The sequence below is a fragment of the Mammaliicoccus sp. N-M50 genome, assembly GCF_022386995.1.
In the GTDB taxonomy this organism is placed as follows: Bacteria; Bacillota; Bacilli; order Staphylococcales; family Staphylococcaceae; genus Mammaliicoccus; species Mammaliicoccus sciuri_A.
Window position 1 is genome coordinate 296,179 of the sequence record NZ_JAJNJA010000001.1, and the last position, 23,286, is coordinate 319,464.

Below are 23,286 nucleotides of genomic sequence, written 5' to 3' on the forward strand. Positions count from 1 at the left end.
TTATTTTTTAATTTACATATTTTGTTCAGCACGTTTTCTAGCTTCGATTTTCTTTTGAACTCTCTCGTTCCATTGATATTTCTTTTTAGGTCTTGAAGATTTTTCAACTTTCTTTTTAGGTTGAATATCTTTCAAGAACTTCTTAACATTTTTCATATCGTCTTTTGACTGAGGATTACTATTTAACATTGCGATAAAGTTCATATAGTAATCAGCTTGCTCTTTTTCTGCTTTGCGTTCTTCGTTTTCGAAGTGTGTCATTAAATAAGCTAGTAACTCACTAAAAGGCGTGCTAAGAACTTCATCACGCCCACCGAGTTCTTTGCTTAATTTATATATAATGACTTCTTCTAATTCGATGTCGCTGGCATTGTTGCTGACATTACTTCGTCCTTCGTTTGTTCCTTCTTCGGAAACAGAACTGCCAGCACCATTGAGAAGGAATCTTTTGACTTTTTTAATCGTTCGATTAATTTCGGAATATCATTAACTTCGATTACTGCATCTATAATGTCTAAGAACGTATAAACGTTTTGTTGACCAATTACATCAGCGTTGATGTTAGATGCTTGAGAAATTAAGTTTTGTAATGAATCTGGTGCGTTCTCTAACACGATTTCAAAAGAACCTAATACATCTTTAAAGAATTGAGCGCCTGCTCGTTTGAACGCCTCTGAACCGTCATATTGAAAAACATTTACTTTATCATCGTCACTTTTAGCTTTTTCAAGCGCTTCTTCATAAAGTCTTCTATTCTCTTCATTGATTTCATTACGTTTCGCAAAGAATGTGTCCACTGCACTTTTTAAGTGATCGTTTGTATTAATATCTTTAACTAATTTATTTAGTTCTCTTGATACTCTTTTAATTTGAAGAATATTCATTTCTTTGATTTCAACGTTTTCAGTTACTAACTTGTTACCTTCATATGTTTTGATTTCTACTTGTGCCATGTGTCATTTCTCCTTTGATATATAAATTAAAAAACAAATAAAAAAGAGTGAGGTTATCCCTCACTCTACTTATCCTGCTGGTATTTCTTCTGGTGCTTCTCCTAATTCATCTGGATCTTGTCCGATGTAGAAGTAGTTATTCGGTTTATTGGCATCTGCGCAATCTTTAGGGAACATTGCAAATTCCATTTCGTAGTTACCTTGCTCGTTTGCGAATGATTTTGTCATACCACTAGAGTTTGCGATTTTATGAATGAAGATATCTTCTGAAGTATCATCTCCCATTTGTCTTGGGTGAATTCTTAATGTTCTAGCACCTTCTCTAAGTGATGCTCCAATAGGTGCATCTGTAACTGATACGACTTTACCGTCCTTTGTTAAAGCAATAGTTCCACTTAATGTTTTACTAATTAAATCTAAAGTTGCTTTCATTGCAACGATTGTTACAGTACCGTTCCAACCAACCACTACTTGGTCGTAGTTTGTATTACCGAAGTCTGGTGAATTAATGTCTTCTAATTCTGGCTCTAATTGAACTTCTCCGCCATCACCTTGTAATAACGAACCATCTTCACACATTTTTCCGTCAAATCTCGTTTCAGTCGGTAAACCTTCATCAAAAATGAAGTCAGCCATACCAAATTCATAACTAATTTTTTCTTGTGGCATTATAATTCCTCCTTAAATTTAGGTATTAAAAAAGCACTTATTCGCAATAAGGCAAAATAAGTGCTAAAAAATTTATTGTGTAGATCATATTGTCACTTTCTACACCCACTCTAATTGGTGGCGATTCTGCGTAAATGTATTGAATAAAGTGTTTATCTGTTCTGATTAAACGACCGTCTTCTAATATTGGGATTTCCATTAACCTATTCTCTATTCCATGAATAGCTTTGTAAGTATCGAAAGCCCTGTTTGCTGCTTTATCAAAGCTTTGACTTCTTATCTCAACTTGATAATTCATCAAGTGTGATTTCATATCACTTCTATCTGGTGGATAACCACCTTCGTAATAAACAACACCGAACTCTGATTGTGCAGTACGATAATCAACTGTCCACTCTAAGTCAGGTATTCTATCCTGTAATATCTTTTTAATAGCGCGTTGTATCATCTAACTGCCTCCTTCTAGTAAACGCTCTAACGCTCGTTCCATTGCTTTTTCAAAATGTTGGTCAGTTAAAATGACGGCGTGTTGTAGAAATTTACGACCTGGTTGATATCCTTTAACATTAGGTTTTTGACGGGTACCTGTACCACGTCCTCTTATATAATAATTAGGATATTTCACACCACGTTCATATTTATCTCCAACTGGTCTAACGTTGTTTAACTCATGGACATATGTTGCATATTCCATATTTGTACCAACGTAGACCACAAACGACTGTCCTTCAACTGTGGCTTGTGTTGAATGAATACTATTCTCTAAATCTCCACTATCACGTGGCGATAGCGCTTTAGCATATTCTTCGCAACTCAGACCGATTTTATCCATTTCATCTAGCAATATAAGGTTGAAACGTTTATTCATTGTTTTAAACTCTTGTTGTAATTCTCGAAGTCCTGTCCATTCAATTTTTAAACTGAGTCCTGACATCTACATATAACCCTTAATAAAATGTGGTTTTCCTGTAATATCTTGCCCGTATTCAAGCTTTTTAACTTGTCCTAATACTTTTGTATGTTTAGGTGTTATATGCTCAATACGTGCGTTTAAATCGATATTTGAAACAGTATCAGATATAGGAATGTAAACTTGAGTAACTGATGTGTATTCTTCACCGTTAGCATTATAGATATTTTGAATACCATATCTAACATGTGCTTTAGTTAATACCTTTTCAGTTAATGGTTTACCGTAGTCATCTTTTATCTGATTACCGTTTGAATCAACCGTTGGCACAATTACGTTAACTTTATCTCTGTATATAATCATATTAATCTCCCAATATGACCTACTGATTTAGTTTGTAATTGTTGGTTGATTAGGAAAAGAACATATTGATCAAGTAGATTATCGGACATCGTTACGCTAGCATCATTAATTTTTTGTGTTTCTACACCTTGTCTTTTCAACATAGCGTAACCATTGGACTCTCCTTCAAGTTTGTACAACATTTGTTTAACAATCATTCGTTCTGAGATTATTACTTTTGGATATAAGGAATGAATATCTTCGTAAGAGTCAAATATATTTTGTTCTAATTCTTGAGGTCCCATACCTTCTAACAACGGATTAGAAGGTATTTTCTCAATGTATTCAATTACTTTTTCAGTATCCAACATATATCATCACCTACTCGCTAGGTTCTTCAATACGTTCGAAATAAGGACCTGTTCCTTTGAATTTCTTTTGTTTATCAATGTTTGTTTCAATTTCTTGAACACGCTTAACAGTTAGTTCAACTTCTTCGCCTGGTTCGAAACGTTTATTCTCTTTCTTACCATCAACTTGTTTAAGCACTTTAAATTTCGCCATTGATTTAACCTCCTTATTTATTTTAGAAAGTTAAAATTAACCTTCAGGAACTTCTTGTGTTTCTTCAACCTGCTCATTTGCAGTGATGATAGATATACCTTTGATGTTTTTCAATACAGGCATTGCTACTTCTCCGACAATTGTTTTCTCTCCAACTGGGTCTTGAGAAACAACAGAAACAACATACTTACCGTTTGCGAAGTTGTTATCAGCGGCTGGACCACTTAATGTATTACCTAAGTTTGCAGCGTGTAATACGACTACATCATCATCTAAATGTTTCTTAACAATATCTCCAGTGATACCTTCGATAATTGTTTGAGCATCATCGATTTCAACTTTAGGTAAGCCAATATCTGTGAATAAAGTATCTAAATCAGATTGACGAACAATTTTGTTTCCAGCCTCTGAACCATATAAGTCAGCAGCAACATTAGGATTACGTTTAATCTTCGCTAATGTTTTAGAATTCATAACAACATAAGCAGGTGCTTGACCATTGTTACGCTCTTTGTACTTTTCAACTTCATTCATTAATACTTCTAATGGATTAACATCTGTACGAGAGAAATCTCCTGCTGTTGTTTTAGCTTCATCTGGTAAATCTAAATCAAATTGAATTTTCACTTCTGATTTTGGATCTTCATAATCAAACACACCACGGTAAACCATGTTTGCTCTGATTAACTCTTTAGTATCTTCAATACCTTCAGATAAATCAGCGATTGATAATAAAGCATTTTGAACTAAAGCATCTTGTTCAGCACTGTTACGTGAGTTTTTGTAACGATACATTTCTTCTTCTGTGTAGTGGTAGGCATGAGCGATTTTAGAAAGCTTAGCCAATACTTGTTGGATATCACCTTTCTTACGTAATGGTGTAGCAGCATCAAATCCAATAATAGAACCTGCTTTAATTCCAGTTGAATCAATAACGTTATACGCTACGTTGATATCGAATACTTGTTCAGTAGGAAAAGCATTTGATAAACGTCTTGAAGATTGAGCTGGTGCATTTTCAATAAATGCTTGTAATGTAGGTGTTTGTAAATTTTCGTGTTCAGTAATTAATACCATTAATATTTCCTCCTTTTATTTGCAATTAAATAGGACGTATTACACGTCGAATGTAATGCGTCCTTGAGTAGCTTTTTTGAAATTGTTTGTTACGCCTGTTAATAGTTCTTCATAAACAGATGCTTTACGTAAAGCTGATACTTGTTCATTAACTTGAACATCATCAATTTTAACTGCATGTCCTGTTAACACTGGAGCAGTCATTGTCTCAGGTGTTGAAGCTTGTACTAACTCAAACAAATCTGATTCAGTGTTTTTAAATACTGCTGTTCCACCTTTAATAACTTGACCTTCTGTTAATTTAGATGAATCTAAAGTGATGTTACCGACAGTCCACTCAAGATTTTTAGCATCTCTTAAAAATTCTGGTTGTTCATTTTCGAATTGAACTTTCTTTGGTTTTAAACTCATTCTTTATTCCTCCTTTTGTTTTCCAAATAATTCATTTGCTAAATCTCTACCACGCTTTGAATAGTCAACCTTTTGCTTACCATTGCCACTTTGTCCACCAGACTTGTAATCATTGCTTGGTGGTGGCGTACCTTCTTCGTCTGAACCACCTTCATCATTTGAAGTGTTAGTTTGATTAAATAAGTAGGCTTTATTCTCACGTAATTCATTCATGACCTCATTAAAGTTTGTGATGTCTCCACTTTCTTCATCACGATTAAACTTTTCTTTATCAATAAATAAAAATACATCGTCTGGATCATAAGCATCTTTAGATACTTCTTTTAAGATTTTCTTATCCAATTCGTTAGATGCTACTTGAACTTTAAAGTCTTTGATTTGTTCTTGAAGTTCTTTATTAGTTCCCTCAAGCTTGTCATAATCATTTGCTTTCTTTTCAAGTGTTGTAATCTGTTTAGATAAGGTTTCTTTTTCGGTTTCTAAAGATTTGATTTCTGTATCTTTCTCACTCAATTGCGACTTGATGTCTTGAATATCCTTACCGTTTTCTGCCATTACTTTTTCAATTTGTTCATCGGATAATTCTAAAGCTTTAAGTGTTTCTCTATTCATATTTATTCTCTCCTCACGTTTTGATAACGATGTCCGACACCGATTGGATTAGTACAATAACGCTTGTACCTGCGACATCGTCTTTTAGTGACTTACGAACAGGTCAAACGGAATACCACCGTTATGAGATACGTTTAGATCACTTCCTTATGATTAGATAAACGCACAAAAATAACCGGCAATCTCACGACTGTCGGCTTGTTTATACATTATCTTGTAACTTATGTTTTATATCGTTGTACGTCATATTAATACTTAATTCATGTTGTCTGTATGCTGCTCGGTTATCTAAGCATCTATCTTTGTCATCTGATTGGACTACATCAACCTCACAAGTATCTAAATGATTACCTTTATTATCTTGATAGAACTCAATAAATGTTTTAATAGCATTAAGGAAATGAACATCTTCTCCCCACTTATCAATGATTATCTTATCTTTAGTTTGTTCAATCATATTCTTCACCCTTTCATTTCTTGCCTAGCGACTCTTAACTTCTGTTTCATCTTTACATAACCAGTACTATTAGAACGTTTCATTCTTCGATATGCACCTAATGTCTTAGGGGCATCATCACCTAATATTGCTTTGATACTGTTATATGTTTTCATTTCTTGTCTTGCTTTACGTTTTAATTGTTGATCGTGTTCATAACTTTCTCTTTGCTTTTTAGTACGAGGGTCAAGATTAGGATTAAAGTCTTTACCTTTAGCAATGTATTTATTAATTTCACTTTCTGATTTGAAGTCAGAAACAAAAGGTCTAACCATACACTTACAGTTTGGATGAACAGGAATAACATCTCGTACATCTAATTGTGGGAATCTTGTATCTTTACCAGTTAAAGAAAATACTCTGTCTTGATATTTAGCACATTCACTACATGTGTTTAAATTGCCTGTGACGTACACCAAATCATTTCCAGTAGCTAAATAATGATTAACATGAGCGTGTGTTCTAGCAGTGCTTATTTTCGTTCTCACGACTGTTTCTGTATAGAAGCCTAAAGGTAATAACTTATTATCAATTGTTCTAAATGATTTCATACCACCTTGAACAAAAGAATCAGACACCCGTTGAATTATCTTCCTACGATTCTGACCGTATAAGATACCTCTTGAAATGTCTGATTGAACTTCTAATAATGTTTGATTAATTGTTGAAACTGTAGTGACAAACGCTTGCCTAAGTGCTGCTTGTAAATCCAGCATTGTATCACTTGTGATAGTCGCTAATGCACTTTTATGAACTTGTGAATTAAGTTCGTTTGATAAAGCTATGCCTTGCTTACTTAATTCTTTCGTTGCGATGTTCAACTCTGATTCATATACTTTTGCAAGTTCGGGTTCAATAAACTCAAAAACATCTGTACCAAATTGTTGAATCAAGTTTTCAATATTTCTAAACATAATTTGTTTATCTCTAGCACTTAATAAATCAACTTCTTGAATTAACTTAAGTATTTCATTTTGCAAGAACTCAACTGTAGGCTTTATTTGTTCAATCTTCATTCAATCACCTACTCCATTCCTTTTACTTCTTCATCAACTGGATTAGTTTCTTCCTCATCTTCTTTATTGTCATTGAAGTTTAAACCTGTCATGTTACCCCTTAACAATGACATGCTATCTTGTGATGTTCTTTCAGCTTCAATCTTTTCTACTTCTTCCATAATCCACTCTTCTGATTTATCTGGATTATTATTTCTAACTGTTTGTTCAAGTGATTGAGTACCTGCTGCATAACTTTGATTGTTTAACGTTGAAGTTTCTTTTGAAGTGACTGGCATCATATCTTTTTGAACAATGATTGGTTTTTCAATAATGATGTCGCTATTATCTCGATTCAGTAACCACATACAGTTTTCAACGCCTTGTTGAATGAACTCAATGTATTCATCTCGCATTTGTTCGGCTTTCATAATCGATAAGAATAAGTCATAAAACTTCGCAGTACCAGATTGTGCTTGTGCGCCTTCCGAAGTAAAGAAATCAATTGCCTTCTCACTTGTTTGTGTTTCCATTAACATCATCTTGATAACGTCTTTCACATAAGTAATGTCACCAATCTTTGAGATATCAATTTGATGTATTTGTATTGACCTTCCGTCTTCATCGATTGATGTCATTTCGATATCGCGATGATCAAACTTATTATCAACACCATATTTCCTTAACGAGACTTCCATTAATCTTTCCATTATCTCTTTTGAAACAGATATTCTAGGTTTACCATTTCGTTCAAAAATTTGTGCTGTTCTTGTCATTGTCCAGTTCACTTCGTCTTGCTTGCCTTCTTGTCCCATCAGAACACTTCTACCGTATCGATTCATGAATGTTGGACTATAAGGTAGGTAAACAAACAATGTTCGCTTACGACCTTTTAAAACGTAATTACGATGCCCTCTTTCAAGCTTAGTAATATCAAATATGATTTCTTCATCATCCACTAATTGTAGGTCTCCATTATCGTCCATATGATAAACAGTATGACTGCCTGTTAATTCGTCTTCTCCTTCGACTTCTTCGTGAACATGTACAAACTTGTCATCACCACGTTCAACAATGTAACGAAGTTGATATGTCTTGCCGTCTTCTAGTTCGTAATACACATTACGTTCTTTAAACGATAACTTTACTTGTCCGTTAATCACTTCAGGTACTGCCACAATGCCACCGTCTATTTGCCATTGCTTTATATTCATTCCGTGATGTTTGTTGAAGTTTGAATTCACTTCTATTTGGTCTAACGTTTCTTGTTGTAAGTCGAATAGTTCGCCATTCAGTGAATCATCTTGTGTTCCCTCGATATGATTATCTTCTGCGTTGAAGTCTTCATCATCTTCTATCTCATTGATTGGATAGTTCGTTTGAAGTTTGCCCATTGACCTCGTAATAAACAGTGTAGGTATATCAACAATCATTTTAGATATATTCACTACAATGTATGGCGTTTGAACGTTTTGTGCTTTAACATCGCCATATTCAATACGGTCAATGATTTCACCTTGTTCAATTAATGCTTTTGCTCTATCGAATAACTTCGAATGACGGCCGTCATATAAGTCTCTATATAAAAACATATCACCGTGCGTTTCAGTGATTTCTTCTTGCGTAAATGATTTTAACTCTGCCATTGTCTACCTCCTTATCCTCACCACATTGTTCTGGATGAAATGACTGCCTTAGGTTTCTTCTTCATATCTTCGCTAAAGGCATATCTAGTAGCATCTATTGTGTGGTTATCTTTATCTTCTAGTCTTGGTTTAGGATTACCGTCTTTATCAGTTTCATAATCGATGTTCTCAAATTCCTTTGCAATGTTTGGTGTACGCTTTGGGTCAATGATTATTGCATCTAAATCATCAAGCCATTGCTCACCATATTCAACACTGTCTGGACCTTTCTTCACACCTTTAATTCGTTTAATACCATGTTCATTCTTTAACTCGTCAATACTTTTAGGTTCAGCACTATCAGCGAATATCTCATCAGACATATATTTCTTTCGTGTTAACCATTTAGCCAACTCTCTATTAGATATCTTCTGACCATAGTATTCATCAACTGCATATATAACGTTTTTCTTTTTGTCATAATGCCAACGAACAAAAGCTAATGGATCAGTAGCATATCCAAAATCGACTGCACTTCGAATGTTATCGAATGAGTTAAATAATTCATCAGGTATTGTTTCAATTTGTAGGTTATCGAATGGAACAACGCCACTACCGATAGCTTCACCTAAATACTCCCAACGATATCTCATTTCACTTTTTTGTTTAGTTGCCTCTGCTTCTTCAACAAACTGTTTCGATATATGTTGGTTATCTTTGTATGTACTGTGATGTACAAAAGTATTATCTGGTTGAATTGATGATTCATACTTTTTATTAACCCATGATTGTTTTCTCTTTGGTGGGTTGTAACTATAAAAGAATTTATAAAAAAGACCATCGTCCAACTCTCCGCGTAATAATGAGTTAGTGATGGTCTTTACTTCATCTTCTGTTTTAAACTCTGCTAATTCTTCTATCCAACCAATAGCGAATGGAAAGTTAGCATCTTTCAATGATTTAATTCTTTCTGGGTCTTTAGCACCTCTAAAAGCAATATAATTCCCTCTAGGTATATAAGTAATCCTCATAGGCGATTTAGTTACTTTGAATAAATGTGAAACACCTTGATGACTAATAGCCCACTTCAATTGTTCATATATTGATAATTCAATCGTGTTATCCACTTTACGTATACAAACTGCGTTAACTGGATATCTCATAATCAGTTGAACAATAATGATTGCTAGGTCAGTTGATTTACCACTACCACGTCCACCTTTTTCCACAATGTGCAATATATTTGGGTCTTTAGCTGCTTTCCATGATTTGTGAAACTCCATAGGCAATAGTTCTGATAGTTTCTTTATGTTTGTCATTCTATATCATCTACAAACGTAACTGCACCACTATGTTCCACCTCTTGTTTTTCAGTCCACATAGCGTACCGTTTACCTAGTAATTCAGCAGCTTTAGTTCTAGCAACTATATCAGCACGTTTTTCGTGTCTTTCAACTTCACTCATGAAATCGCCAGTTGGAACTAACATTAATTCTTCATCTGTCATTTTACCTCTCATAACTGAAGTAAGGTATTGGAGTATTTCATCTTGTTCGGCAATACTTTCTTTTTTCAATTCTTCAAGTCTTGCATCAATATAAGATTTAACACTCACATTTTCCAACAATTTTACAATGTTTCCTTTAGCATAGTTATGACTATAACCAGCACTTACTGCCGACTGATATGCGTTACCTGTTCTGATATACTCATCTGCAAACAACTGTTGTTTTCTTGTTAATTTCATTTCATCTACCACCAACTCTCACGATAATCTCATTCATTTATTTTAATTCCTTTACTTTAAATACTTTCATAATTACTAAATACAAATGTGCTTGAATATAAAAAATAGAGTTAATCACATATTTGAATTTCTTCATGTAATCAACTCTACTTCTATATCATAATCTTTATCGCCTTTAACAATTGGATCATAATCAATTAATACTTTACTTGCCTCAGCATCGTTCTTCAATCTCTTAATCATTGCTATTAAGTGACAATCATTATTCACTTTTCTAATACCTTTTAAAACACCTGCTACTACCACCATTACTTTCATATATTCAACTCCAAATAAAAAACACCTGAACTTAATCAGATGTTTTAAATCTATTTACTAATTCGTTTTTTCTATTTTCTTTCGTAATTTTTTCTTCGACAATAATATTTAATAATTCAAATACTATAATTGCATCGTCTTTATTAATTTCTTCATCTATATTTCTTGGATGTACTGCTCCATTTCCCAAACCTCTAACGCCATGTGCTAATTCTTTCAATTCGGCATCTATTACATTTTCATTGTATAGCCATTCTACTTTTTTGAATAAATTATCTTGTTCTTTTGCACCTAATTTAATACATAACAAATCTAAAGCTAATCTAATTATAGCCAATGAGGATCTAGGAGATGATTCGAACACAGAACTAGCTTCATTATATAAATCTTTAATATTTTTAGGCATATCATTATTAGGTTCTTTTATACTTGAAGTAGTTGGATGTATTTTCATGCCAGTATTAGCATCATAGATACATGCACCTTGACATACTTCACAATTTTCGAAGTAAAATAAATTAGCATATGCATCTATAGAGTCCGAAGCTCCCCGAAACAAACTTTTATATTCCTCATCCCGAAAGGATAATGGCCTATTTATATGATTTCTGGGATATATTCTTTCGTTCTCATAATCTATTACACCTAAATAATAATAATCTTCTCTATTTTTATCTAAACCAATTAATGTCCATAAACTTTTAGTCTTATTACCACAATATTCACAGTCACTAAATCCCCATATTTTCATTGCTTCTTCCATTCTATAACCTCTCCCCCTATAATAATTAAATACAATCTAATTATACGAAATCCACCTAGCAAAAGCCAGATGGATTTAATTAATATATAGGATTATAGAAAGGATATGGACAATAGCCGTAAGGTTGTGTAGGGCGACGTACAAACTTATCAGTTTGATTGATTGAAATTTGCCTAGCCGTCCTGCCTTCCATGGTAAGCTACATAACATATTCTTGTCACTCTTCCTAATTATCATTAATTACTTTAATAACATTAATTACATTAATCGGTCATAATTACTGCTATTTCTTTTACTATTTGGCTTATTCTACTTGGTGTTTTACCCATTGTTTTTGCTATTTCTTCGTAACTCACACCAGAGAGTACTTGGTTTAATATTGTTTCTTGTGTTTCATCTGAAACTCTATCCCAACGATCTTGTACATATTTAATTTTGTTTTCATATCTGTTTAACATTTTATCCTGTTTAAGTAATCTTGTTACTTCTCTAAATACTGGGTCTGATGTTTGACCTACCGCTTTTGGCATTGATGATTCAATTCCATATTGGGCTATGTTTCCACCACATACATTTTCAATATATTCTTTTCTCAAACGTGCAATAGTTTTTACATTGTCTTGATACTCTTTTATTAAAGTTAAAACTTGTTTAGTCGAATAAGTCATGTGTTCAATTCCTCCGATTGGTTTAGTTTTTGATGTGGTCTACATCGGTTAAATAGTCGAAAATTACGCCATTACCACTCCTAACTAATTCAGCATTTTCTTCAAACCATTCGTACGGAATACTTTTACGTTCATGTTGTTTCTTAAAATCATTAAACTGGTCAATGTCTAATTTAAAACATGTGTCGTTAAATCTAAATAGTACTAATAGAAAAGCTTCAGCACCCATTCGTTTAGTATCGGTCAAATACTTAACTTGATGATCACTCACATTTTTCAAAGGTAAATTCTTAATTTTAACTTCTTTCGTATCAAAGGCTATGTACTTACCTTTGTTGTTACAGCCTACAAAATCGACTGTACTCTTTTCTTGATACCGTGCTTTACCTGTCCTAGTGTTATAACTTATCGGTGTTGCTACTTTATCGATTATTGCTATCTTCTTTTGTTTGTACACACGATTGATATTGCCTATTACTGTTTCAAACCACATACCTCGATTAGCTTGTTTTCTGTTCAATTTATCAACTCCTTATTAGGCTATTTACCACTTATACCTTTTACAATTTCCTTTATCGCTACATAGTCTGGTGCAAATATACCAGTGATATTGTCACACATTACAACTATCCCTGCTACACTCAAAACACCGAATACTACTGTCCCTATTACAGTTGGTGTTGATATCGCATTAAAAAAGTCACTTCTAAATCCATTACTTAAACCTTTTTTCTTTGATGTCCAATAACCATACTGTAACCAAAATAAAATTGATAAACTGATAATAGCAACTAACAATCCTGATATTCCTAATGCGATAGATTCTACAAACACACCATGTACATAAATTTCAAAACCTTTTTCGCTTGCTCCTTGAATATACTGCCCAACTTTATCTAAATAATTTAATATGTCTTTATCCATATTAATCACTCCTCATTTAATTTTTTAAATTCACCTTGTAACGACATTAATTCTTGAAGTAACACTTGTTCATTTTCTGTGCCGTAAACCTTAATTGATAAAAAAACATATTCATTGATCAACCATTTAATTAATTCATCTTTAGTTTGAATTTCATTAATTTGTTCTTGTACTGATGCCATACTCTATCCCTCCATTACTGCCATTAATATTAGTGCTAAAACTATAATTACAAATAGTGTTGCTGCGAATATCAATGTCTACCAACTCCACTAAACCATGTTTCTGCCTCTTTATACTTATCTGACTCATAATCGATTGGTGCCTCCACTTCATCCTGCGCGCTTGCATACGTATATGATCGTTTGATAAATGTGTATAGTGCTATAAGCGATATCGTTAATATGATTAGGTATAGTTTCATAATGGTTCCTCCCTGTAATCTATACGACTTATAGTTTTGGTATCTATAATGACCTCTTTATTATTTAAGGTATATACGATTGTCGTATCTTCGTTTTTTACTGCTCTAAGGATAGTTTCTTTAGTCCATCGAGCCTCAGAATATAAGATATATCGGTTATTGTATTTTGTAGTTATAATATATTGGTGTTTCATAAGTTAGTCCTCCTAAAATAAATTCAATTGTTTCCCTTCAAGTAAATCTTTAACATATGGCTTTCCAGTAGTTCTAAAGTACTCGTGCATTTCTTTAATCGAATTAAACACTACAAAGCCGATATCTTCTTTAAACACTTCAATGGTTTCTACCTGTCCCGTATCAAATAGACGAACATAGATGTTGTTATTGTTGCCACCGTTTTTATAACGTTTAACTACTTTATCCATTTCGCTATCATTGCAATACTTGAATTTTTTCATTTTCCTTCACTTCTTCTTCCAAGATTTTCAACACTTCTTCAAATATTGCTTCTAACACTTGAACTACGATACTATTGCCAGCTTGTTTATATAACGTTCCGTTTGTCGTATTCTTACGTGTCGGGTGTTCATCTGCGACCTTATAATAATCTTCATCTTCAAACCCCATAAGTCTCCAACACTCTAGTTCGGTTAATAATCGATACTGTCCATTTCCAATCGGAACGATGCCACTGTTAGGACATCTATTTTGTTTTGTTGTAATCGTCCAGCTATAATTTTCAATTGGTTTGAGTCCTCCACCAAAACCTTGTCGCTTGTTTATCGCACTTAACATAGACGGTGATTTGATTGTGTATTTATCATCAACATTCGTTTCTAAGAACTCACTTACGTTTCTCATAGGTCTACATTTTAATGACGAGAAGTCAAACCAGTGACCGTCCAGCATACTAATAACAAAAACACGTTCTCGTTTTTGTGGTATGCCAAACTCTCTACTGTCCAACACTTTGTAATTGTTGGTATATCCTAGTCGTTCCGTTTCAACAAAATACTTTTTGAAGTTATGGATCATATCTTTTGCTAACACACCTTTGACGTTTTCCCATATCACGACTTTAGGTTTCCAAACGCCCATGTTTTCGATTATCCTAATTGTTTCCCACATCAACGATGAACGTGTTTTATCTTCATCATTACCACCTAATCTAGTTCCAGCGCGACTAAAGTCTTGGCATGGACTCCCATGTACCAATATGTCTGGTTTAAGATTCCAACCAACTACTGATTGTGGTTGATGTAAATGGTCATATAGTGCGTTGTATGTTCTAACTGATTTCTCATCTATTTCTACATAATCAATAGCTTTGTGTGGATAGCCTAGATTTAACATGGCTTTTCTAGGTGCGCCTATGCCACCTAACCAAACAACTCAAGTATTTTTACATGGTTGTTCATTTAGCATCACTCCTTAAAAATCAAATATACTTAACTGCATTCCTAACTCTTCTTCTAACTTCAAATCATGTGCTGCTTTGAATTGTTCAAATGTTTCTTTATTAAACTCACGATGTTTAAATTCTTTGAACTTCTTGTAATGTCCACACACTTTATATGTTCCATCGACTATGTGAACGTGAGCAATACGTTGATTACCTTTGATTAGGTAATACTTGTTTTTAAAGTATTCTGTACGCATTACATCACTCCTTGAACTTTTGAACTTCACCGTTTACAAGATAGGCAATTCCTAAGGCTTTTCTGTAATCATCTGTTATCCAAACATTCCTAATATCTAACTTTTCATTATCGGGTGTATAACTTCCCCAATAACCACCCATTTTTGTTGAGCCTCTTAGGTGGATGTCATTTACATATGAACCCTGCACTTCAACAACATATTTTGTTGGTACATCGTTATACATGTTGCTAATATGTTGAATGACAGGTGGTTCTGCATCTTCTTCGTCTGTTGCTAGGGTGTAGTAATGATAACCATTTAACCCATATTCTTCTGTGTTTGGTCTGCATACCTTGAAATTATTGAATAAAATATTACTACAATCTGTAAGTTCGAAACGAAACTCATCGAAAATTCTTAACGTTGCATAAAAATCTGTTTTTACCCCAAGCAACATTCTCACATGCACTCTATAGCCTGCTTTAAATTCCATTAGCACTCAACCTTTCTATTCTTTAATTTCTCAGCAAACGCTGGGTTACTTTCGATATACTTTAATTGTCTTGGATTGAGTGGTAGTTTATTTTCAATAAATCGAATGATATCTTTTTCAGTTCCATTCATCTTTTCTACTGATTTCAATGACGTTGCACCATAACTTAACCTTTCTGTAGTTAAAGCTTTTTCCAATGACCAACCTCTTTTCACTCTTCCAGTAAAAGTAGATTTATTCACTTTGGCTTTATCTTTGTATAGTCGATAGTAATAAGTCGGACTTGTTTCAAATGTGGACTTGTATTGATCATTAATCATCTCGTAGATAACATTCTCGCTAGGTGTTCTTTTCTTGTTATTTAAATATGTGTATATTTCAAATAACATTGCCAGACTTCCTTTTCCATTTAACTTTTTCACCATCTATATCACCTTCTAAAATTAATAGCATGACTAAATGTCAAATATGCTTAGTTGCTTTTTAACTACTTCTTCACGTTCAATTTTGTAATTCTTATTAATAAATCCTTTAAAAGCTAGTAGATGACCATTAACATCAGCTACTCTAAAAATGTCTACTACATCAACATTTACTCTCCACTCGGTAATAGTGCCTACGCCATTTTTACCAACTTCAAAGCAAGATTTTTCATTACTAATTTTAGTGATCATATTTACCAACTCCCACAACAGTCATTGAATAATTGTTTAGCATAATCTCCGAATTCTGTTTTCTGAAGATATTTTTCTAACCATGGTTTCGGTTTTGAATAATCCTTTTTAGGTTTTCTCTTACGTCCATCTAACTCTTCGAACTTCATATATGCTTCGGCATCACATTTCGGTACACCTCGAGGAACACTTACAGCTAAATTCAACTTCCAACCTGCTCTTATACGCATTCTTATAAAACTTTTATCAAAGTTGTTTTCTTCAGCCATTCTTACTTGTTGTGGCGTTAAAATGTATTCATTGCCATCAGCTGTTATTTTTTCTTCTTGTAACATTTTTTACACTCTCCATTTGGTCATTTAGTTTGTTTAGACTCTTTCTGTTCGACACCAATCTTTGCTTTTCAACTGACATAGTTACTCTGATTTCATTTTCAGTGGTCATGCCGATGTATAAAATAAAGCCATATACATCGTTTTTTCTTAAAAACCACTGCAAAGCATCTGTATCGTTTATATAGTGTCCAGATTGTTTAATACTTGCTATAAACGTCTGAAATTGGTCAATTAACGGACGTTTTAGCTTATAGTTCTGTTTAACTGCATCTGATAACCTAAAAATCGGTTTTGTTGTCATATTTCGCACCTCGTCGAATAAAGGATATGTTCTAAAATTTAGTCAAAAGGTAAATCGTCATCATTAAAATTACTGCCATTGTTGAATGGATTATTTTGTTGGTCGTATTTTGCTTTATTTTGCCCCTGTTGGACGTTTTGGCTATTTTGGGTATAGTTGTTACCCTTTTGATAACTCGTTCCATTTTGATATGAATTTGAGCCGTTTTGACTATCTTTAGGCTCTAGGAATTGAACGTTATCGCAAACAACTTCAGTGACAAATACTTTTTGCCCTTCTTTGTTGTCATAACTTCTCGTTTGAAGTCGTCCAACAATGCCTGCTAACTTGCCTTTAGATAAATATTGATTGACGTTTACTGCTTGTTTTCTAAATACAATGCAATTTATGAAGTCAGCCTCGCGTTCGCCTTGATGATTAGTAAACGTTCGATTGACTGCTAAAGTGAAATTACCTACTTCAACGCCACTCGGAGTAGTTCTAAGTTCAGGGTCTTTTGTAAGGCGCCCGACAAGCGTTACAGAATTGATCATATTGTTGCTACCTCCATTGGTTTATTAATTATGATTGCTGGTGTTGTTTCTCTTTTATGGATTTGTCTTGCGAGTTCTTTTCTGATTAATGCTTGGTCGAAGTTACATAAACTCATAAACTTTCGAGCGTATGCTTCACTACAATTTAATCGTGTAATAATGTCTTTAACTGTTATTGGCATCATTTAATTTCCTCCTGTTAATTACTTTAGACTTCTAAATCCTTTCATTCGGTAATCGTCACCCTCCAAAGTAATGCCAGTGGTGTTAGACATTAACCGGCTAAATAATCTTTGTTGGTCTTTTGTTTTCGTTAATTCTTTGACTGATAGATTAGTTGTTATGATGTTGTGCTTACCTACTCTACTTTCAGCAATTTGAAATAGTTTTGACATGCCATAATCCGTGACATTCATACCGAAGTCATCGAAAACCATTAAATCAACTTGTCCTATCGCTCTTTCTAAATCTGTTTCTGAATATTCGCTATCTTTATCAAAGGTAGATCTGAACTTAGATATCAATTCAGTTAAATTAATAAAGAGTACTGAATAATTTTTAGCTTTCACTTCTTTTATTATTGACATTGCTAAGTGTGATTTTCCTAATCCAAATGAACCTTGTAATAAAAGCGACTGCTTATTATCTTTATCAAATGAGTTGGCATATCTTTCACAGATTACTTTTGCTTTTTCTTGGTTTTGATTTTCTGGAATGTAAGTTTCAAAAGTAGCGTTTTTAGTTTCTTCATTCTCACTTGAAAAACTTAAAATTCTATTTATTTCTTTTTGTTTTTGACGTTGCTTGAAATTACGTGTTAACTTTTTACCATGTTCAATCATGTCGCAGTCACAACCCAGTCTGTAGGTATAACCATTTTTAAATTGATATTCCTCATAATCTCGACCACATTTCTCACATTTGCCTTTTTCTAATAACTTAGGCTGCATTTTTTGTTCTAACTTATTTGCTAACTTTGGATTGAATAGACCATTCATTTAATCACCTCAACTATTCATATATTTAAGATAAGGATTATCTTCATCAGCTATTTCTTTGGATAATTCATTTCGATATGTGTCGAACTTATTTCCAAATAGCGTTGTCGGTCTTAGATACTCAGACATCTTAGGATCATTAATCCATTGTTCTACTTTTACGTTAATAACATGTTTGAAGTCTTCTTCTGTAAAACCTTCGTTTATTCTTGCTTTGATTAATTTTTGCGTATTCTTTGATGTATGCTTATATTGTTTTCCAGTCTTACTATTCAAATATTGAATTATAGATTTATAAGGTGCTGGTGTCGGGTTGCCCGACAATATATCTATTCTTCTTGTATTATTTAATCTTGTAGTATTATTACTTGTATTATTCTCTACGTGATTTGACAATATACCCTTACCGTGTGAATTCGAGATACCCCTATCTTGATTTGTCACGATACCTCTATTGATTTGCGACAATGGGTATATTCTTCTTTTTATTATTTGTTTATCTTTATATTCAATTTCTACATCAATAAATCCATTAGTTTTTAACTTGTTTATTCTTCTAGAAATCGTATCTTTATTTACGTTGTAAAGTTCTGCGAAATACTTGTTAGAAGCACTACAAAACCCGTTTTTATTACTTAAAGCAGTTATTTCAGAAAACAGAACTTTCTCACTGTCGTTTATATATGTGCTATATCTAACATCAGCAGTTAATATTGAGTAATAACTAGGTTGTTCTTTCAATGTTTTCACCTCACGTAATCAATTTTTGGAATTTCTTTTTCTTTAATTTGTTTTCTAAAAGTTGAAGTACTTCAAATGCACACTTACTAGAATCTCTATATAGTTCAGTTCCTGTATACCTAATCACTTCATAACCAAGTTTAGAAATATTTCTTTCTCTAATTCGATCTTGTTCAATCTTTTCTTTAGTGTTGTAATGAAAATCGTGTCCATCACATTCAATGATTAATTTTTGTTCTCTATACAGCATTCCATCTTCCATTTCCATAAATTCAGACATGGATATTAAAAAGTCAGCGAAATATTTTTTATTTCTTGTTTGAATCAAATATTGAGGAGTTATGCTTATTTTTGATTCACCGTGGTAAAATGAGAGATATTTTAAATTCAAATACAAAAGTTGTTCAATTGGTGATTTAATATTTTCAATTTCTGTTGATCCATTAAGTAAGTTTGTACCTATCAAATCGTTCAGCATTTTCACTTTTATTTCTTCATAAACATCTTTTGTTTTATCGAATTCAAATTTCGATAAAATATCACTATCACTATGCATAATAAATTCCATTCCTATTCTCCTTTCTTAAAGTACATATACTGGTCTTCCAGTAACTTTTTGAATAGATTTCTTAAACAATACTTCGTCTGAGTTACTATCAGATAAATGAATTAAATATGTTTCTTTCAATCTCGATAAATCACAGTCATTTATAAAATCAATTACATTCTCTAAACTGAAATGACTTTTTCTAATTCGCTTTTTCAAAGATGAATTTAGTACGCCATTTTCTACATTTCGATTTAATATTTCGATACTGTTATTACATTCAATTAGCATGTGAGTGAGTCCTGTAAACGTATATTTGATGTAATAGGTATCAGTCGCAAACAGTAGCTTGTCGCCACTGTCTGACTGAATGAGATAACCTAATGGCTGACCTGTGTCATGCTGCACATCAAAGGGTAATATTGTTAACGTGCCAATCTTGAAATGTTCTAAAGGCTGAATACCTTTCAATCTAAAGTTGTCATACCTTTTATCTATTGCTATCAGTTCGTCTTTTTCGATTTCACCGATATAACAGTTGATACCGTAGTTCAATAGTTCTTTTAATCCTTTGATATGATCATTGTGTCTATGACTGATTAAACATGCTGAAATGGTTTTAAGTTGGTAATTTAAAGCTTGTTGTATCTTTTTGAAGTTAAACCCACATTCAAGTAATACTTCTGTTTCACCATCTGTAATGTGGTAGCAGTTCCCGCTGGAACCACTACCTATACAATTAATTTTCATTACCAAATAGTCTTTCATCGAATATTGATTGTTTAGCTTGTTTTGGTTCTTTAACTTCTTCAAACTGTACAGGCTCAACTTCTACTTTTTCTTGTTGTTTTGGTGTTTCAACTTTTTGAGGTTCTTCTTTTGGAATATCAATTGCTGTTTTATTAGCATTCTGTTTAATTTCTTGCTGAACATCATCATTTACATTGATTGGTTGAATACTTTCTTCTTCGGTATACATAGCACCTAAATTTTCTGGAAAAGCTTCACGTAGTGCGTTTACGATTGCAGTCTTTCTAATCATTGTTAATGGCATTTGTTTCCATGTAGATTGCTTTTTATCGTATTCATCAAGCGATACTTTAGCTACAATCGGCATTTCTCTATCTTCTCGATAGACCTTTGCCCAGCCACCAATTAAAACATCGTTTTTAAGCTTTACAGCACCTTCAATTTCGTGTAATTCGTTGTTACGTTCAACAATGATTCCAGCTGCAATACCTTTGTATTTAGCGTTAGACTCTGCACGTTTCATAAATGCCTCTTTACCAACAATTATTTGAGCATCTCCACCAAACTTAACGATGTACGCCTCATTTAAGAATGGGTTCAATTTTTGATACTTACAAAGTGATAAGAACATCATAATTTCTTGATCATTAACTTCTTTGTTACCTCTTACTAAATATTTTTTGATGATTGAAGGTGATAACTTAACTGTTTCACCGTTAACCTCATATGTTGTACTTGATTTCTCTACTACTTGATTTTGATTTGTCATTTTAATTCCTCCATTTTTTTTATTAAATTACTTCTACTGTTAACGCTTTGTCCTTTTTACTTACTTCTAATTGAATTTGTTGAGATGTTGTTTTATGAACGTCTGTAACAGATTCAGCGTTATCAATCATGATTGGTGCATAGAAATTAAAGTGCTTAGATAAAGCGTTTATGATATCTAAACCGACGTTTATTCTTGCTGCGTTATTTAATCCACTATCAAATGGAACGCCGTTATGAGTTGCGATACAAACATCTTGAACACCTTGATTAATCTGAACATCAAACAGTTTAAATTTAGTAATTTCAAACTTGTCATTGATTGAACCTTCCATCAGATTTACTTTTTGTTTCGTAAATTCTTCTGTTAAGAATGTCGCATGTTCTAAGTCGTTATATTCTTGTGCTAATTGTTCTTGTTTAGTTTCAAGTTCTTTAATACGATCTACTGCACGTTGACTAACTTGGATATCATCTAATTTTTGTTTAATATCTTGTTGTTGTTTAATTAGTGGCTCTTTTTTGTTTTTAACGATGTTTTGAACGTCTTCGCTCATACTTTGAATAGATTGTCCCTTTTTCTCTTTTAAGGCTTTAATTTCGCTATCTAATTGTTTGTAATCATCTGTATCTGTAACATCTGTATTATTGCTTTCTATTTTTTTGATACTTTCTTTGATTTCTTCTACTTTCTTTGTTTCTTTTTCAATTTCTTCTTTCAGTTCTTCCATAGTTGATTCAATTTCATCGTTTTGTTCTGATAGTTGTTTCACTTTATTTCTAATTTCAATACCGTCTGATTGTATTTTCTCTAATCTTTCAGACTTATCAGCGTTGTAATTCTCTTTCATTTTCTGTATAGCTTCTTGTTGCATATGGTCTGGTATTTCTTGACCACAACAATCACATACAGTAGCTGTCGTAAACTCTTTTTGTTCATTTACTAATTCTTTATGTTTGATACCTAATGCTTTGAATTTTTCGTTTTGCTCTTCCATTACACTTTCATTTTTTTGCAGTTCAGCTGTTAAATTGCTTAAATCTCTACGTTTTATTGCAATTGCTCTTTGTAGTTCAGAATCTTGGTTGATCAATGACGATAATTCTCGCTTGTTACCATGATTGTGATTATCTTTTAAATACTGGATATCGAGTTCTTTAGATTTGATATCTTTCTCAATCTTTTCAATTTCCAAACCGTTCTCTACATCTTTAATTTCAATGTCTACTTCCTTAATTTGATTGTTTATTTCAGTTAATTCTTCTTCTAAAGCTTGTTTGTTATATTTTCGAACGTCTGGCATATTGTGATTGATTTCATCTACACGTACTGGAATAGCCTTTAAATCTTCATTGATAGATTTCTTATTTCGACTTATTCGCATCTTAAAATCTTCTAATGATCCGTCACCTAATAATTTTTTAAGTTCTTTCAACTTACTATCTGAATTAATTACATCTTCGTCTGTCACTTCATCAACTAAACTCATTAATATCTTTTTACGTTCATCTTGTTTTAAGCTGTTAAACCAAAACGGATTAGTTGTTAGTTTGAAAATTTGTTCGTCGCTGATGATTGAATTAATAAATTCATTAAAGTCTTTTAATTTTTTAGGTGTTAATTCATCTTCTGTAGCACCTAATTCGTATACTGTTTCGTGTCCTGTGAAAGTTGATTTCGCTTGACCTCGTTTTCTTGTCCATTTCTCTGAATAAGTTTTCTTAATATGTTGTTCTTTGCCGTCAATATCTAAGACTGCATAAACGCTGTGCTTTAAATTGTTTATTTCTTCTCCTGCGCTATCTAAAGTTTTTATTGAAAATTTAGTAGCACCTTTACTATCTTTGTTGAAAAGTAACCAATAAAAAGCATCTGCAATTGTTGTTTTACCTGTGTTATTTTCGCCTTTAACTACAATGTCTTTACCTTCAGCATTTAATTCAAAATGTTTAGCACCTTTAAAGTTATCTAGCACTAACTTAATCAGCTTGATTTCCATATCCATA

Annotated in this window: 39 protein-coding genes; all 39 read right to left on the reverse strand. The window is 32.9% G+C overall.

The window, feature by feature from the left end; all coding sequences use genetic code 11:
- Positions 1 to 12: 12 nt before the first annotated feature.
- Positions 13 to 261: a hypothetical protein gene (locus LQ622_RS01380; protein WP_058612495.1), complete on the reverse strand. Its 249-nt coding sequence runs from the start codon at positions 259 to 261 to the stop codon at positions 13 to 15.
- A gap of 89 nt (positions 262 to 350) precedes the next feature.
- A complete protein-coding gene (locus LQ622_RS01385) occupies positions 351 to 953 on the reverse strand; it encodes a hypothetical protein (protein ID WP_107590656.1) in 603 nt (200 codons plus the stop codon).
- A 69-nt stretch (positions 954 to 1,022) separates the two neighbouring features.
- Positions 1,023 to 1,622, reverse strand: a complete 600-nt coding sequence (locus tag LQ622_RS01390) for a hypothetical protein (protein ID WP_204178219.1) — start codon at positions 1,620 to 1,622, stop codon at positions 1,023 to 1,025.
- A 37-nt stretch (positions 1,623 to 1,659) separates the two neighbouring features.
- Entirely contained in the window at positions 1,660 to 2,070 is a 411-nt protein-coding gene (locus tag LQ622_RS01395; protein ID WP_239774595.1) for a hypothetical protein, read from the reverse strand.
- Entirely contained in the window at positions 2,071 to 2,556 is a 486-nt protein-coding gene (locus LQ622_RS01400) for an HK97 gp10 family phage protein (protein WP_275590357.1), read from the reverse strand. It abuts the gene before it with no gap.
- A complete protein-coding gene (locus tag LQ622_RS01405; protein WP_119494030.1) occupies positions 2,557 to 2,895 on the reverse strand; it encodes a hypothetical protein in 339 nt (112 codons plus the stop codon).
- Positions 2,892 to 3,245, reverse strand: coding sequence for a hypothetical protein (locus LQ622_RS01410; RefSeq protein WP_239774597.1), 354 nt, complete (start codon positions 3,243 to 3,245; stop codon positions 2,892 to 2,894). The genes LQ622_RS01405 and LQ622_RS01410 overlap by 4 nt, the downstream gene beginning before the upstream one ends.
- 10 nt (positions 3,246 to 3,255) lie before the next feature.
- On the reverse strand, positions 3,256 to 3,438 hold the full coding sequence (locus tag LQ622_RS01415) for a hypothetical protein (protein WP_037587707.1): 183 nt from the start codon (positions 3,436 to 3,438) through the stop codon (positions 3,256 to 3,258).
- Positions 3,439 to 3,474: 36 nt separating this feature from the next.
- Entirely contained in the window at positions 3,475 to 4,515 is a 1,041-nt protein-coding gene (locus LQ622_RS01420) for a major capsid protein (protein ID WP_239774598.1), read from the reverse strand.
- A gap of 39 nt (positions 4,516 to 4,554) precedes the next feature.
- Positions 4,555 to 4,926, reverse strand: a complete 372-nt coding sequence (locus tag LQ622_RS01425; protein ID WP_065381301.1) for a hypothetical protein — start codon at positions 4,924 to 4,926, stop codon at positions 4,555 to 4,557.
- Between the two features lie 3 nt (positions 4,927 to 4,929).
- Positions 4,930 to 5,538 (reverse strand): phage scaffolding protein, encoded by a 609-nt coding sequence (locus LQ622_RS01430; protein WP_239774599.1) that lies wholly within the window; start codon positions 5,536 to 5,538, stop codon positions 4,930 to 4,932.
- A gap of 202 nt (positions 5,539 to 5,740) precedes the next feature.
- Positions 5,741 to 5,995 carry a hypothetical protein gene (locus tag LQ622_RS01435; RefSeq protein WP_239774600.1) on the reverse strand — a complete coding sequence of 85 codons (255 nt, stop codon included), beginning with the start codon at positions 5,993 to 5,995 and terminating at the stop codon, positions 5,741 to 5,743.
- A gap of 5 nt (positions 5,996 to 6,000) precedes the next feature.
- Positions 6,001 to 7,050: a phage minor capsid protein gene (locus tag LQ622_RS01440; RefSeq protein WP_239774601.1), complete on the reverse strand. Its 1,050-nt coding sequence runs from the start codon at positions 7,048 to 7,050 to the stop codon at positions 6,001 to 6,003.
- An 8-nt stretch (positions 7,051 to 7,058) separates the two neighbouring features.
- The gene (locus LQ622_RS01445; protein ID WP_239774602.1) at positions 7,059 to 8,675 is read right to left on the reverse strand and encodes a hypothetical protein; all 1,617 of its coding nucleotides are present in this window, start codon (positions 8,673 to 8,675) and stop codon (positions 7,059 to 7,061) included.
- A 17-nt stretch (positions 8,676 to 8,692) separates the two neighbouring features.
- Positions 8,693 to 9,973 carry a PBSX family phage terminase large subunit gene (locus tag LQ622_RS01450; protein ID WP_239774603.1) on the reverse strand — a complete coding sequence of 427 codons (1,281 nt, stop codon included), beginning with the start codon at positions 9,971 to 9,973 and terminating at the stop codon, positions 8,693 to 8,695.
- A complete protein-coding gene (locus LQ622_RS01455) occupies positions 9,970 to 10,401 on the reverse strand; it encodes a terminase small subunit (RefSeq protein WP_107617047.1) in 432 nt (143 codons plus the stop codon). Before LQ622_RS01455 ends, LQ622_RS01450 begins: the two co-directional genes overlap by 4 nt.
- Positions 10,402 to 10,533: 132 nt before the next feature.
- Positions 10,534 to 10,719, reverse strand: coding sequence for a hypothetical protein (locus tag LQ622_RS01460; protein ID WP_119493579.1), 186 nt, complete (start codon positions 10,717 to 10,719; stop codon positions 10,534 to 10,536).
- A gap of 31 nt (positions 10,720 to 10,750) precedes the next feature.
- Complete coding sequence (locus LQ622_RS01465; RefSeq protein WP_119493580.1) at positions 10,751 to 11,482, reverse strand: DUF4145 domain-containing protein; 732 nt, start codon at positions 11,480 to 11,482, stop codon at positions 10,751 to 10,753.
- Positions 11,483 to 11,745: 263 nt separating this feature from the next.
- Positions 11,746 to 12,150 carry a hypothetical protein gene (locus LQ622_RS01470; RefSeq protein ID WP_210126550.1) on the reverse strand — a complete coding sequence of 135 codons (405 nt, stop codon included), beginning with the start codon at positions 12,148 to 12,150 and terminating at the stop codon, positions 11,746 to 11,748.
- Between the two features lie 22 nt (positions 12,151 to 12,172).
- Positions 12,173 to 12,670, reverse strand: coding sequence for a Holliday junction resolvase RecU (locus tag LQ622_RS01475; RefSeq protein WP_239774604.1), 498 nt, complete (start codon positions 12,668 to 12,670; stop codon positions 12,173 to 12,175).
- A gap of 20 nt (positions 12,671 to 12,690) precedes the next feature.
- Positions 12,691 to 13,074 (reverse strand): hypothetical protein, encoded by a 384-nt coding sequence (locus LQ622_RS01480; RefSeq protein WP_239774605.1) that lies wholly within the window; start codon positions 13,072 to 13,074, stop codon positions 12,691 to 12,693.
- A 5-nt stretch (positions 13,075 to 13,079) separates the two neighbouring features.
- Entirely contained in the window at positions 13,080 to 13,256 is a 177-nt protein-coding gene (locus tag LQ622_RS01485) for a hypothetical protein (RefSeq protein WP_239774606.1), read from the reverse strand.
- Positions 13,257 to 13,327: 71 nt separating this feature from the next.
- The gene (locus tag LQ622_RS01490) at positions 13,328 to 13,498 is read right to left on the reverse strand and encodes a hypothetical protein (protein WP_239774607.1); all 171 of its coding nucleotides are present in this window, start codon (positions 13,496 to 13,498) and stop codon (positions 13,328 to 13,330) included.
- Positions 13,499 to 13,704: 206 nt separating this feature from the next.
- Positions 13,705 to 13,956, reverse strand: a complete 252-nt coding sequence (locus LQ622_RS01495; protein WP_239774608.1) for a hypothetical protein — start codon at positions 13,954 to 13,956, stop codon at positions 13,705 to 13,707.
- Positions 13,931 to 14,872 carry a DNA cytosine methyltransferase gene (locus LQ622_RS01500; protein ID WP_481817262.1) on the reverse strand — a complete coding sequence of 314 codons (942 nt, stop codon included), beginning with the start codon at positions 14,870 to 14,872 and terminating at the stop codon, positions 13,931 to 13,933. Before LQ622_RS01500 ends, LQ622_RS01495 begins: the two co-directional genes overlap by 26 nt.
- Before the next feature lie 57 nt (positions 14,873 to 14,929).
- Positions 14,930 to 15,157 carry an SAV1978 family virulence-associated passenger protein gene (locus tag LQ622_RS01505; RefSeq protein ID WP_239774609.1) on the reverse strand — a complete coding sequence of 76 codons (228 nt, stop codon included), beginning with the start codon at positions 15,155 to 15,157 and terminating at the stop codon, positions 14,930 to 14,932.
- A 4-nt stretch (positions 15,158 to 15,161) separates the two neighbouring features.
- Positions 15,162 to 15,632: a hypothetical protein gene (locus tag LQ622_RS01510; RefSeq protein ID WP_239774610.1), complete on the reverse strand. Its 471-nt coding sequence runs from the start codon at positions 15,630 to 15,632 to the stop codon at positions 15,162 to 15,164.
- On the reverse strand, positions 15,632 to 16,057 hold the full coding sequence (locus LQ622_RS01515; RefSeq protein WP_239774611.1) for a hypothetical protein: 426 nt from the start codon (positions 16,055 to 16,057) through the stop codon (positions 15,632 to 15,634). The genes LQ622_RS01510 and LQ622_RS01515 overlap by 1 nt, the downstream gene beginning before the upstream one ends.
- Positions 16,058 to 16,087: 30 nt before the next feature.
- Positions 16,088 to 16,306 carry a hypothetical protein gene (locus LQ622_RS01520; RefSeq protein WP_239774612.1) on the reverse strand — a complete coding sequence of 73 codons (219 nt, stop codon included), beginning with the start codon at positions 16,304 to 16,306 and terminating at the stop codon, positions 16,088 to 16,090.
- Positions 16,307 to 16,308: 2 nt separating this feature from the next.
- Positions 16,309 to 16,641 (reverse strand): hypothetical protein, encoded by a 333-nt coding sequence (locus tag LQ622_RS01525; protein WP_239774613.1) that lies wholly within the window; start codon positions 16,639 to 16,641, stop codon positions 16,309 to 16,311.
- Positions 16,613 to 16,942, reverse strand: coding sequence for a hypothetical protein (locus LQ622_RS01530; RefSeq protein WP_204168940.1), 330 nt, complete (start codon positions 16,940 to 16,942; stop codon positions 16,613 to 16,615). Before LQ622_RS01530 ends, LQ622_RS01525 begins: the two co-directional genes overlap by 29 nt.
- A gap of 38 nt (positions 16,943 to 16,980) precedes the next feature.
- Entirely contained in the window at positions 16,981 to 17,475 is a 495-nt protein-coding gene (gene ssb, locus LQ622_RS01535) for a single-stranded DNA-binding protein (protein ID WP_239774614.1), read from the reverse strand.
- Entirely contained in the window at positions 17,472 to 17,660 is a 189-nt protein-coding gene (locus LQ622_RS01540; protein WP_239774615.1) for a hypothetical protein, read from the reverse strand. Before LQ622_RS01540 ends, ssb begins: the two co-directional genes overlap by 4 nt.
- Positions 17,661 to 17,678: 18 nt before the next feature.
- Positions 17,679 to 18,473 (reverse strand): ATP-binding protein, encoded by a 795-nt coding sequence (locus LQ622_RS01545; protein ID WP_239774616.1) that lies wholly within the window; start codon positions 18,471 to 18,473, stop codon positions 17,679 to 17,681.
- A gap of 9 nt (positions 18,474 to 18,482) precedes the next feature.
- Entirely contained in the window at positions 18,483 to 19,223 is a 741-nt protein-coding gene (locus tag LQ622_RS01550) for a conserved phage C-terminal domain-containing protein (RefSeq protein WP_481817260.1), read from the reverse strand.
- A 1-nt stretch (position 19,224) separates the two neighbouring features.
- On the reverse strand, positions 19,225 to 19,782 hold the full coding sequence (locus LQ622_RS01555) for an endonuclease domain-containing protein (protein WP_204182928.1): 558 nt from the start codon (positions 19,780 to 19,782) through the stop codon (positions 19,225 to 19,227).
- A gap of 15 nt (positions 19,783 to 19,797) precedes the next feature.
- Positions 19,798 to 20,511 carry an MBL fold metallo-hydrolase gene (locus tag LQ622_RS01560; protein WP_239774618.1) on the reverse strand — a complete coding sequence of 238 codons (714 nt, stop codon included), beginning with the start codon at positions 20,509 to 20,511 and terminating at the stop codon, positions 19,798 to 19,800.
- Complete coding sequence (bet, locus tag LQ622_RS01565) at positions 20,501 to 21,280, reverse strand: phage recombination protein Bet (RefSeq protein ID WP_239774619.1); 780 nt, start codon at positions 21,278 to 21,280, stop codon at positions 20,501 to 20,503. Before bet ends, LQ622_RS01560 begins: the two co-directional genes overlap by 11 nt.
- Positions 21,281 to 21,302: 22 nt before the next feature.
- Positions 21,303 to 23,279: a hypothetical protein gene (locus tag LQ622_RS01570; protein ID WP_239774620.1), complete on the reverse strand. Its 1,977-nt coding sequence runs from the start codon at positions 23,277 to 23,279 to the stop codon at positions 21,303 to 21,305.
- Between the last annotated feature and the right edge of the window lie 7 nt (positions 23,280 to 23,286).

Coding starts and splice junctions, on each gene's coding strand:
- LQ622_RS01480 (WP_239774605.1), bottom strand. CDS start 13,074: ATGGATAAAGACATATTAAATTATTTAGATAAAGTTGGGCAGTATATT.
- LQ622_RS01515 (WP_239774611.1), bottom strand. CDS start 16,057: ATGGTGAAAAAGTTAAATGGAAAAGGAAGTCTGGCAATGTTATTTGAA.
- LQ622_RS01555 (WP_204182928.1), bottom strand. CDS start 19,782: ATGGAATTTATTATGCATAGTGATAGTGATATTTTATCGAAATTTGAA.
- LQ622_RS01400 (WP_275590357.1), bottom strand. CDS start 2,556: ATGTCAGGACTCAGTTTAAAAATTGAATGGACAGGACTTCGAGAATTA.
- bet (WP_239774619.1), bottom strand. CDS start 21,280: ATGACAAATCAAAATCAAGTAGTAGAGAAATCAAGTACAACATATGAG.
- LQ622_RS01385 (WP_107590656.1), bottom strand. CDS start 953: ATGGCACAAGTAGAAATCAAAACATATGAAGGTAACAAGTTAGTAACT.
- LQ622_RS01545 (WP_239774616.1), bottom strand. CDS start 18,473: ATGAATGGTCTATTCAATCCAAAGTTAGCAAATAAGTTAGAACAAAAA.
- ssb (WP_239774614.1), bottom strand. CDS start 17,475: ATGATCAATTCTGTAACGCTTGTCGGGCGCCTTACAAAAGACCCTGAA.
- LQ622_RS01405 (WP_119494030.1), bottom strand. CDS start 2,895: ATGATTATATACAGAGATAAAGTTAACGTAATTGTGCCAACGGTTGAT.
- LQ622_RS01460 (WP_119493579.1), bottom strand. CDS start 10,719: ATGAAAGTAATGGTGGTAGTAGCAGGTGTTTTAAAAGGTATTAGAAAA.
- LQ622_RS01425 (WP_065381301.1), bottom strand. CDS start 4,926: ATGAGTTTAAAACCAAAGAAAGTTCAATTCGAAAATGAACAACCAGAA.
- LQ622_RS01495 (WP_239774608.1), bottom strand. CDS start 13,956: ATGAAAAAATTCAAGTATTGCAATGATAGCGAAATGGATAAAGTAGTT.
- LQ622_RS01430 (WP_239774599.1), bottom strand. CDS start 5,538: ATGAATAGAGAAACACTTAAAGCTTTAGAATTATCCGATGAACAAATT.
- LQ622_RS01525 (WP_239774613.1), bottom strand. CDS start 16,641: ATGTTACAAGAAGAAAAAATAACAGCTGATGGCAATGAATACATTTTA.
- LQ622_RS01465 (WP_119493580.1), bottom strand. CDS start 11,482: ATGGAAGAAGCAATGAAAATATGGGGATTTAGTGACTGTGAATATTGT.
- LQ622_RS01420 (WP_239774598.1), bottom strand. CDS start 4,515: ATGGTATTAATTACTGAACACGAAAATTTACAAACACCTACATTACAA.
- LQ622_RS01510 (WP_239774610.1), bottom strand. CDS start 15,632: ATGGAATTTAAAGCAGGCTATAGAGTGCATGTGAGAATGTTGCTTGGG.
- LQ622_RS01380 (WP_058612495.1), bottom strand. CDS start 261: ATGACACACTTCGAAAACGAAGAACGCAAAGCAGAAAAAGAGCAAGCT.
- LQ622_RS01505 (WP_239774609.1), bottom strand. CDS start 15,157: ATGCGTACAGAATACTTTAAAAACAAGTATTACCTAATCAAAGGTAAT.
- LQ622_RS01485 (WP_239774606.1), bottom strand. CDS start 13,256: ATGGCATCAGTACAAGAACAAATTAATGAAATTCAAACTAAAGATGAA.
- LQ622_RS01390 (WP_204178219.1), bottom strand. CDS start 1,622: ATGCCACAAGAAAAAATTAGTTATGAATTTGGTATGGCTGACTTCATT.
- LQ622_RS01490 (WP_239774607.1), bottom strand. CDS start 13,498: ATGAAACTATACCTAATCATATTAACGATATCGCTTATAGCACTATAC.
- LQ622_RS01540 (WP_239774615.1), bottom strand. CDS start 17,660: ATGATGCCAATAACAGTTAAAGACATTATTACACGATTAAATTGTAGT.
- LQ622_RS01415 (WP_037587707.1), bottom strand. CDS start 3,438: ATGGCGAAATTTAAAGTGCTTAAACAAGTTGATGGTAAGAAAGAGAAT.
- LQ622_RS01445 (WP_239774602.1), bottom strand. CDS start 8,675: ATGGCAGAGTTAAAATCATTTACGCAAGAAGAAATCACTGAAACGCAC.
- LQ622_RS01395 (WP_239774595.1), bottom strand. CDS start 2,070: ATGATACAACGCGCTATTAAAAAGATATTACAGGATAGAATACCTGAC.
- LQ622_RS01455 (WP_107617047.1), bottom strand. CDS start 10,401: ATGAAATTAACAAGAAAACAACAGTTGTTTGCAGATGAGTATATCAGA.
- LQ622_RS01470 (WP_210126550.1), bottom strand. CDS start 12,150: ATGACTTATTCGACTAAACAAGTTTTAACTTTAATAAAAGAGTATCAA.
- LQ622_RS01520 (WP_239774612.1), bottom strand. CDS start 16,306: ATGATCACTAAAATTAGTAATGAAAAATCTTGCTTTGAAGTTGGTAAA.
- LQ622_RS01410 (WP_239774597.1), bottom strand. CDS start 3,245: ATGTTGGATACTGAAAAAGTAATTGAATACATTGAGAAAATACCTTCT.
- LQ622_RS01440 (WP_239774601.1), bottom strand. CDS start 7,050: ATGAAGATTGAACAAATAAAGCCTACAGTTGAGTTCTTGCAAAATGAA.
- LQ622_RS01560 (WP_239774618.1), bottom strand. CDS start 20,511: ATGAAAATTAATTGTATAGGTAGTGGTTCCAGCGGGAACTGCTACCAC.
- LQ622_RS01450 (WP_239774603.1), bottom strand. CDS start 9,973: ATGACAAACATAAAGAAACTATCAGAACTATTGCCTATGGAGTTTCAC.
- LQ622_RS01435 (WP_239774600.1), bottom strand. CDS start 5,995: ATGATTGAACAAACTAAAGATAAGATAATCATTGATAAGTGGGGAGAA.
- LQ622_RS01530 (WP_204168940.1), bottom strand. CDS start 16,942: ATGACAACAAAACCGATTTTTAGGTTATCAGATGCAGTTAAACAGAAC.
- LQ622_RS01570 (WP_239774620.1), bottom strand. CDS start 23,279: ATGGAAATCAAGCTGATTAAGTTAGTGCTAGATAACTTTAAAGGTGCT.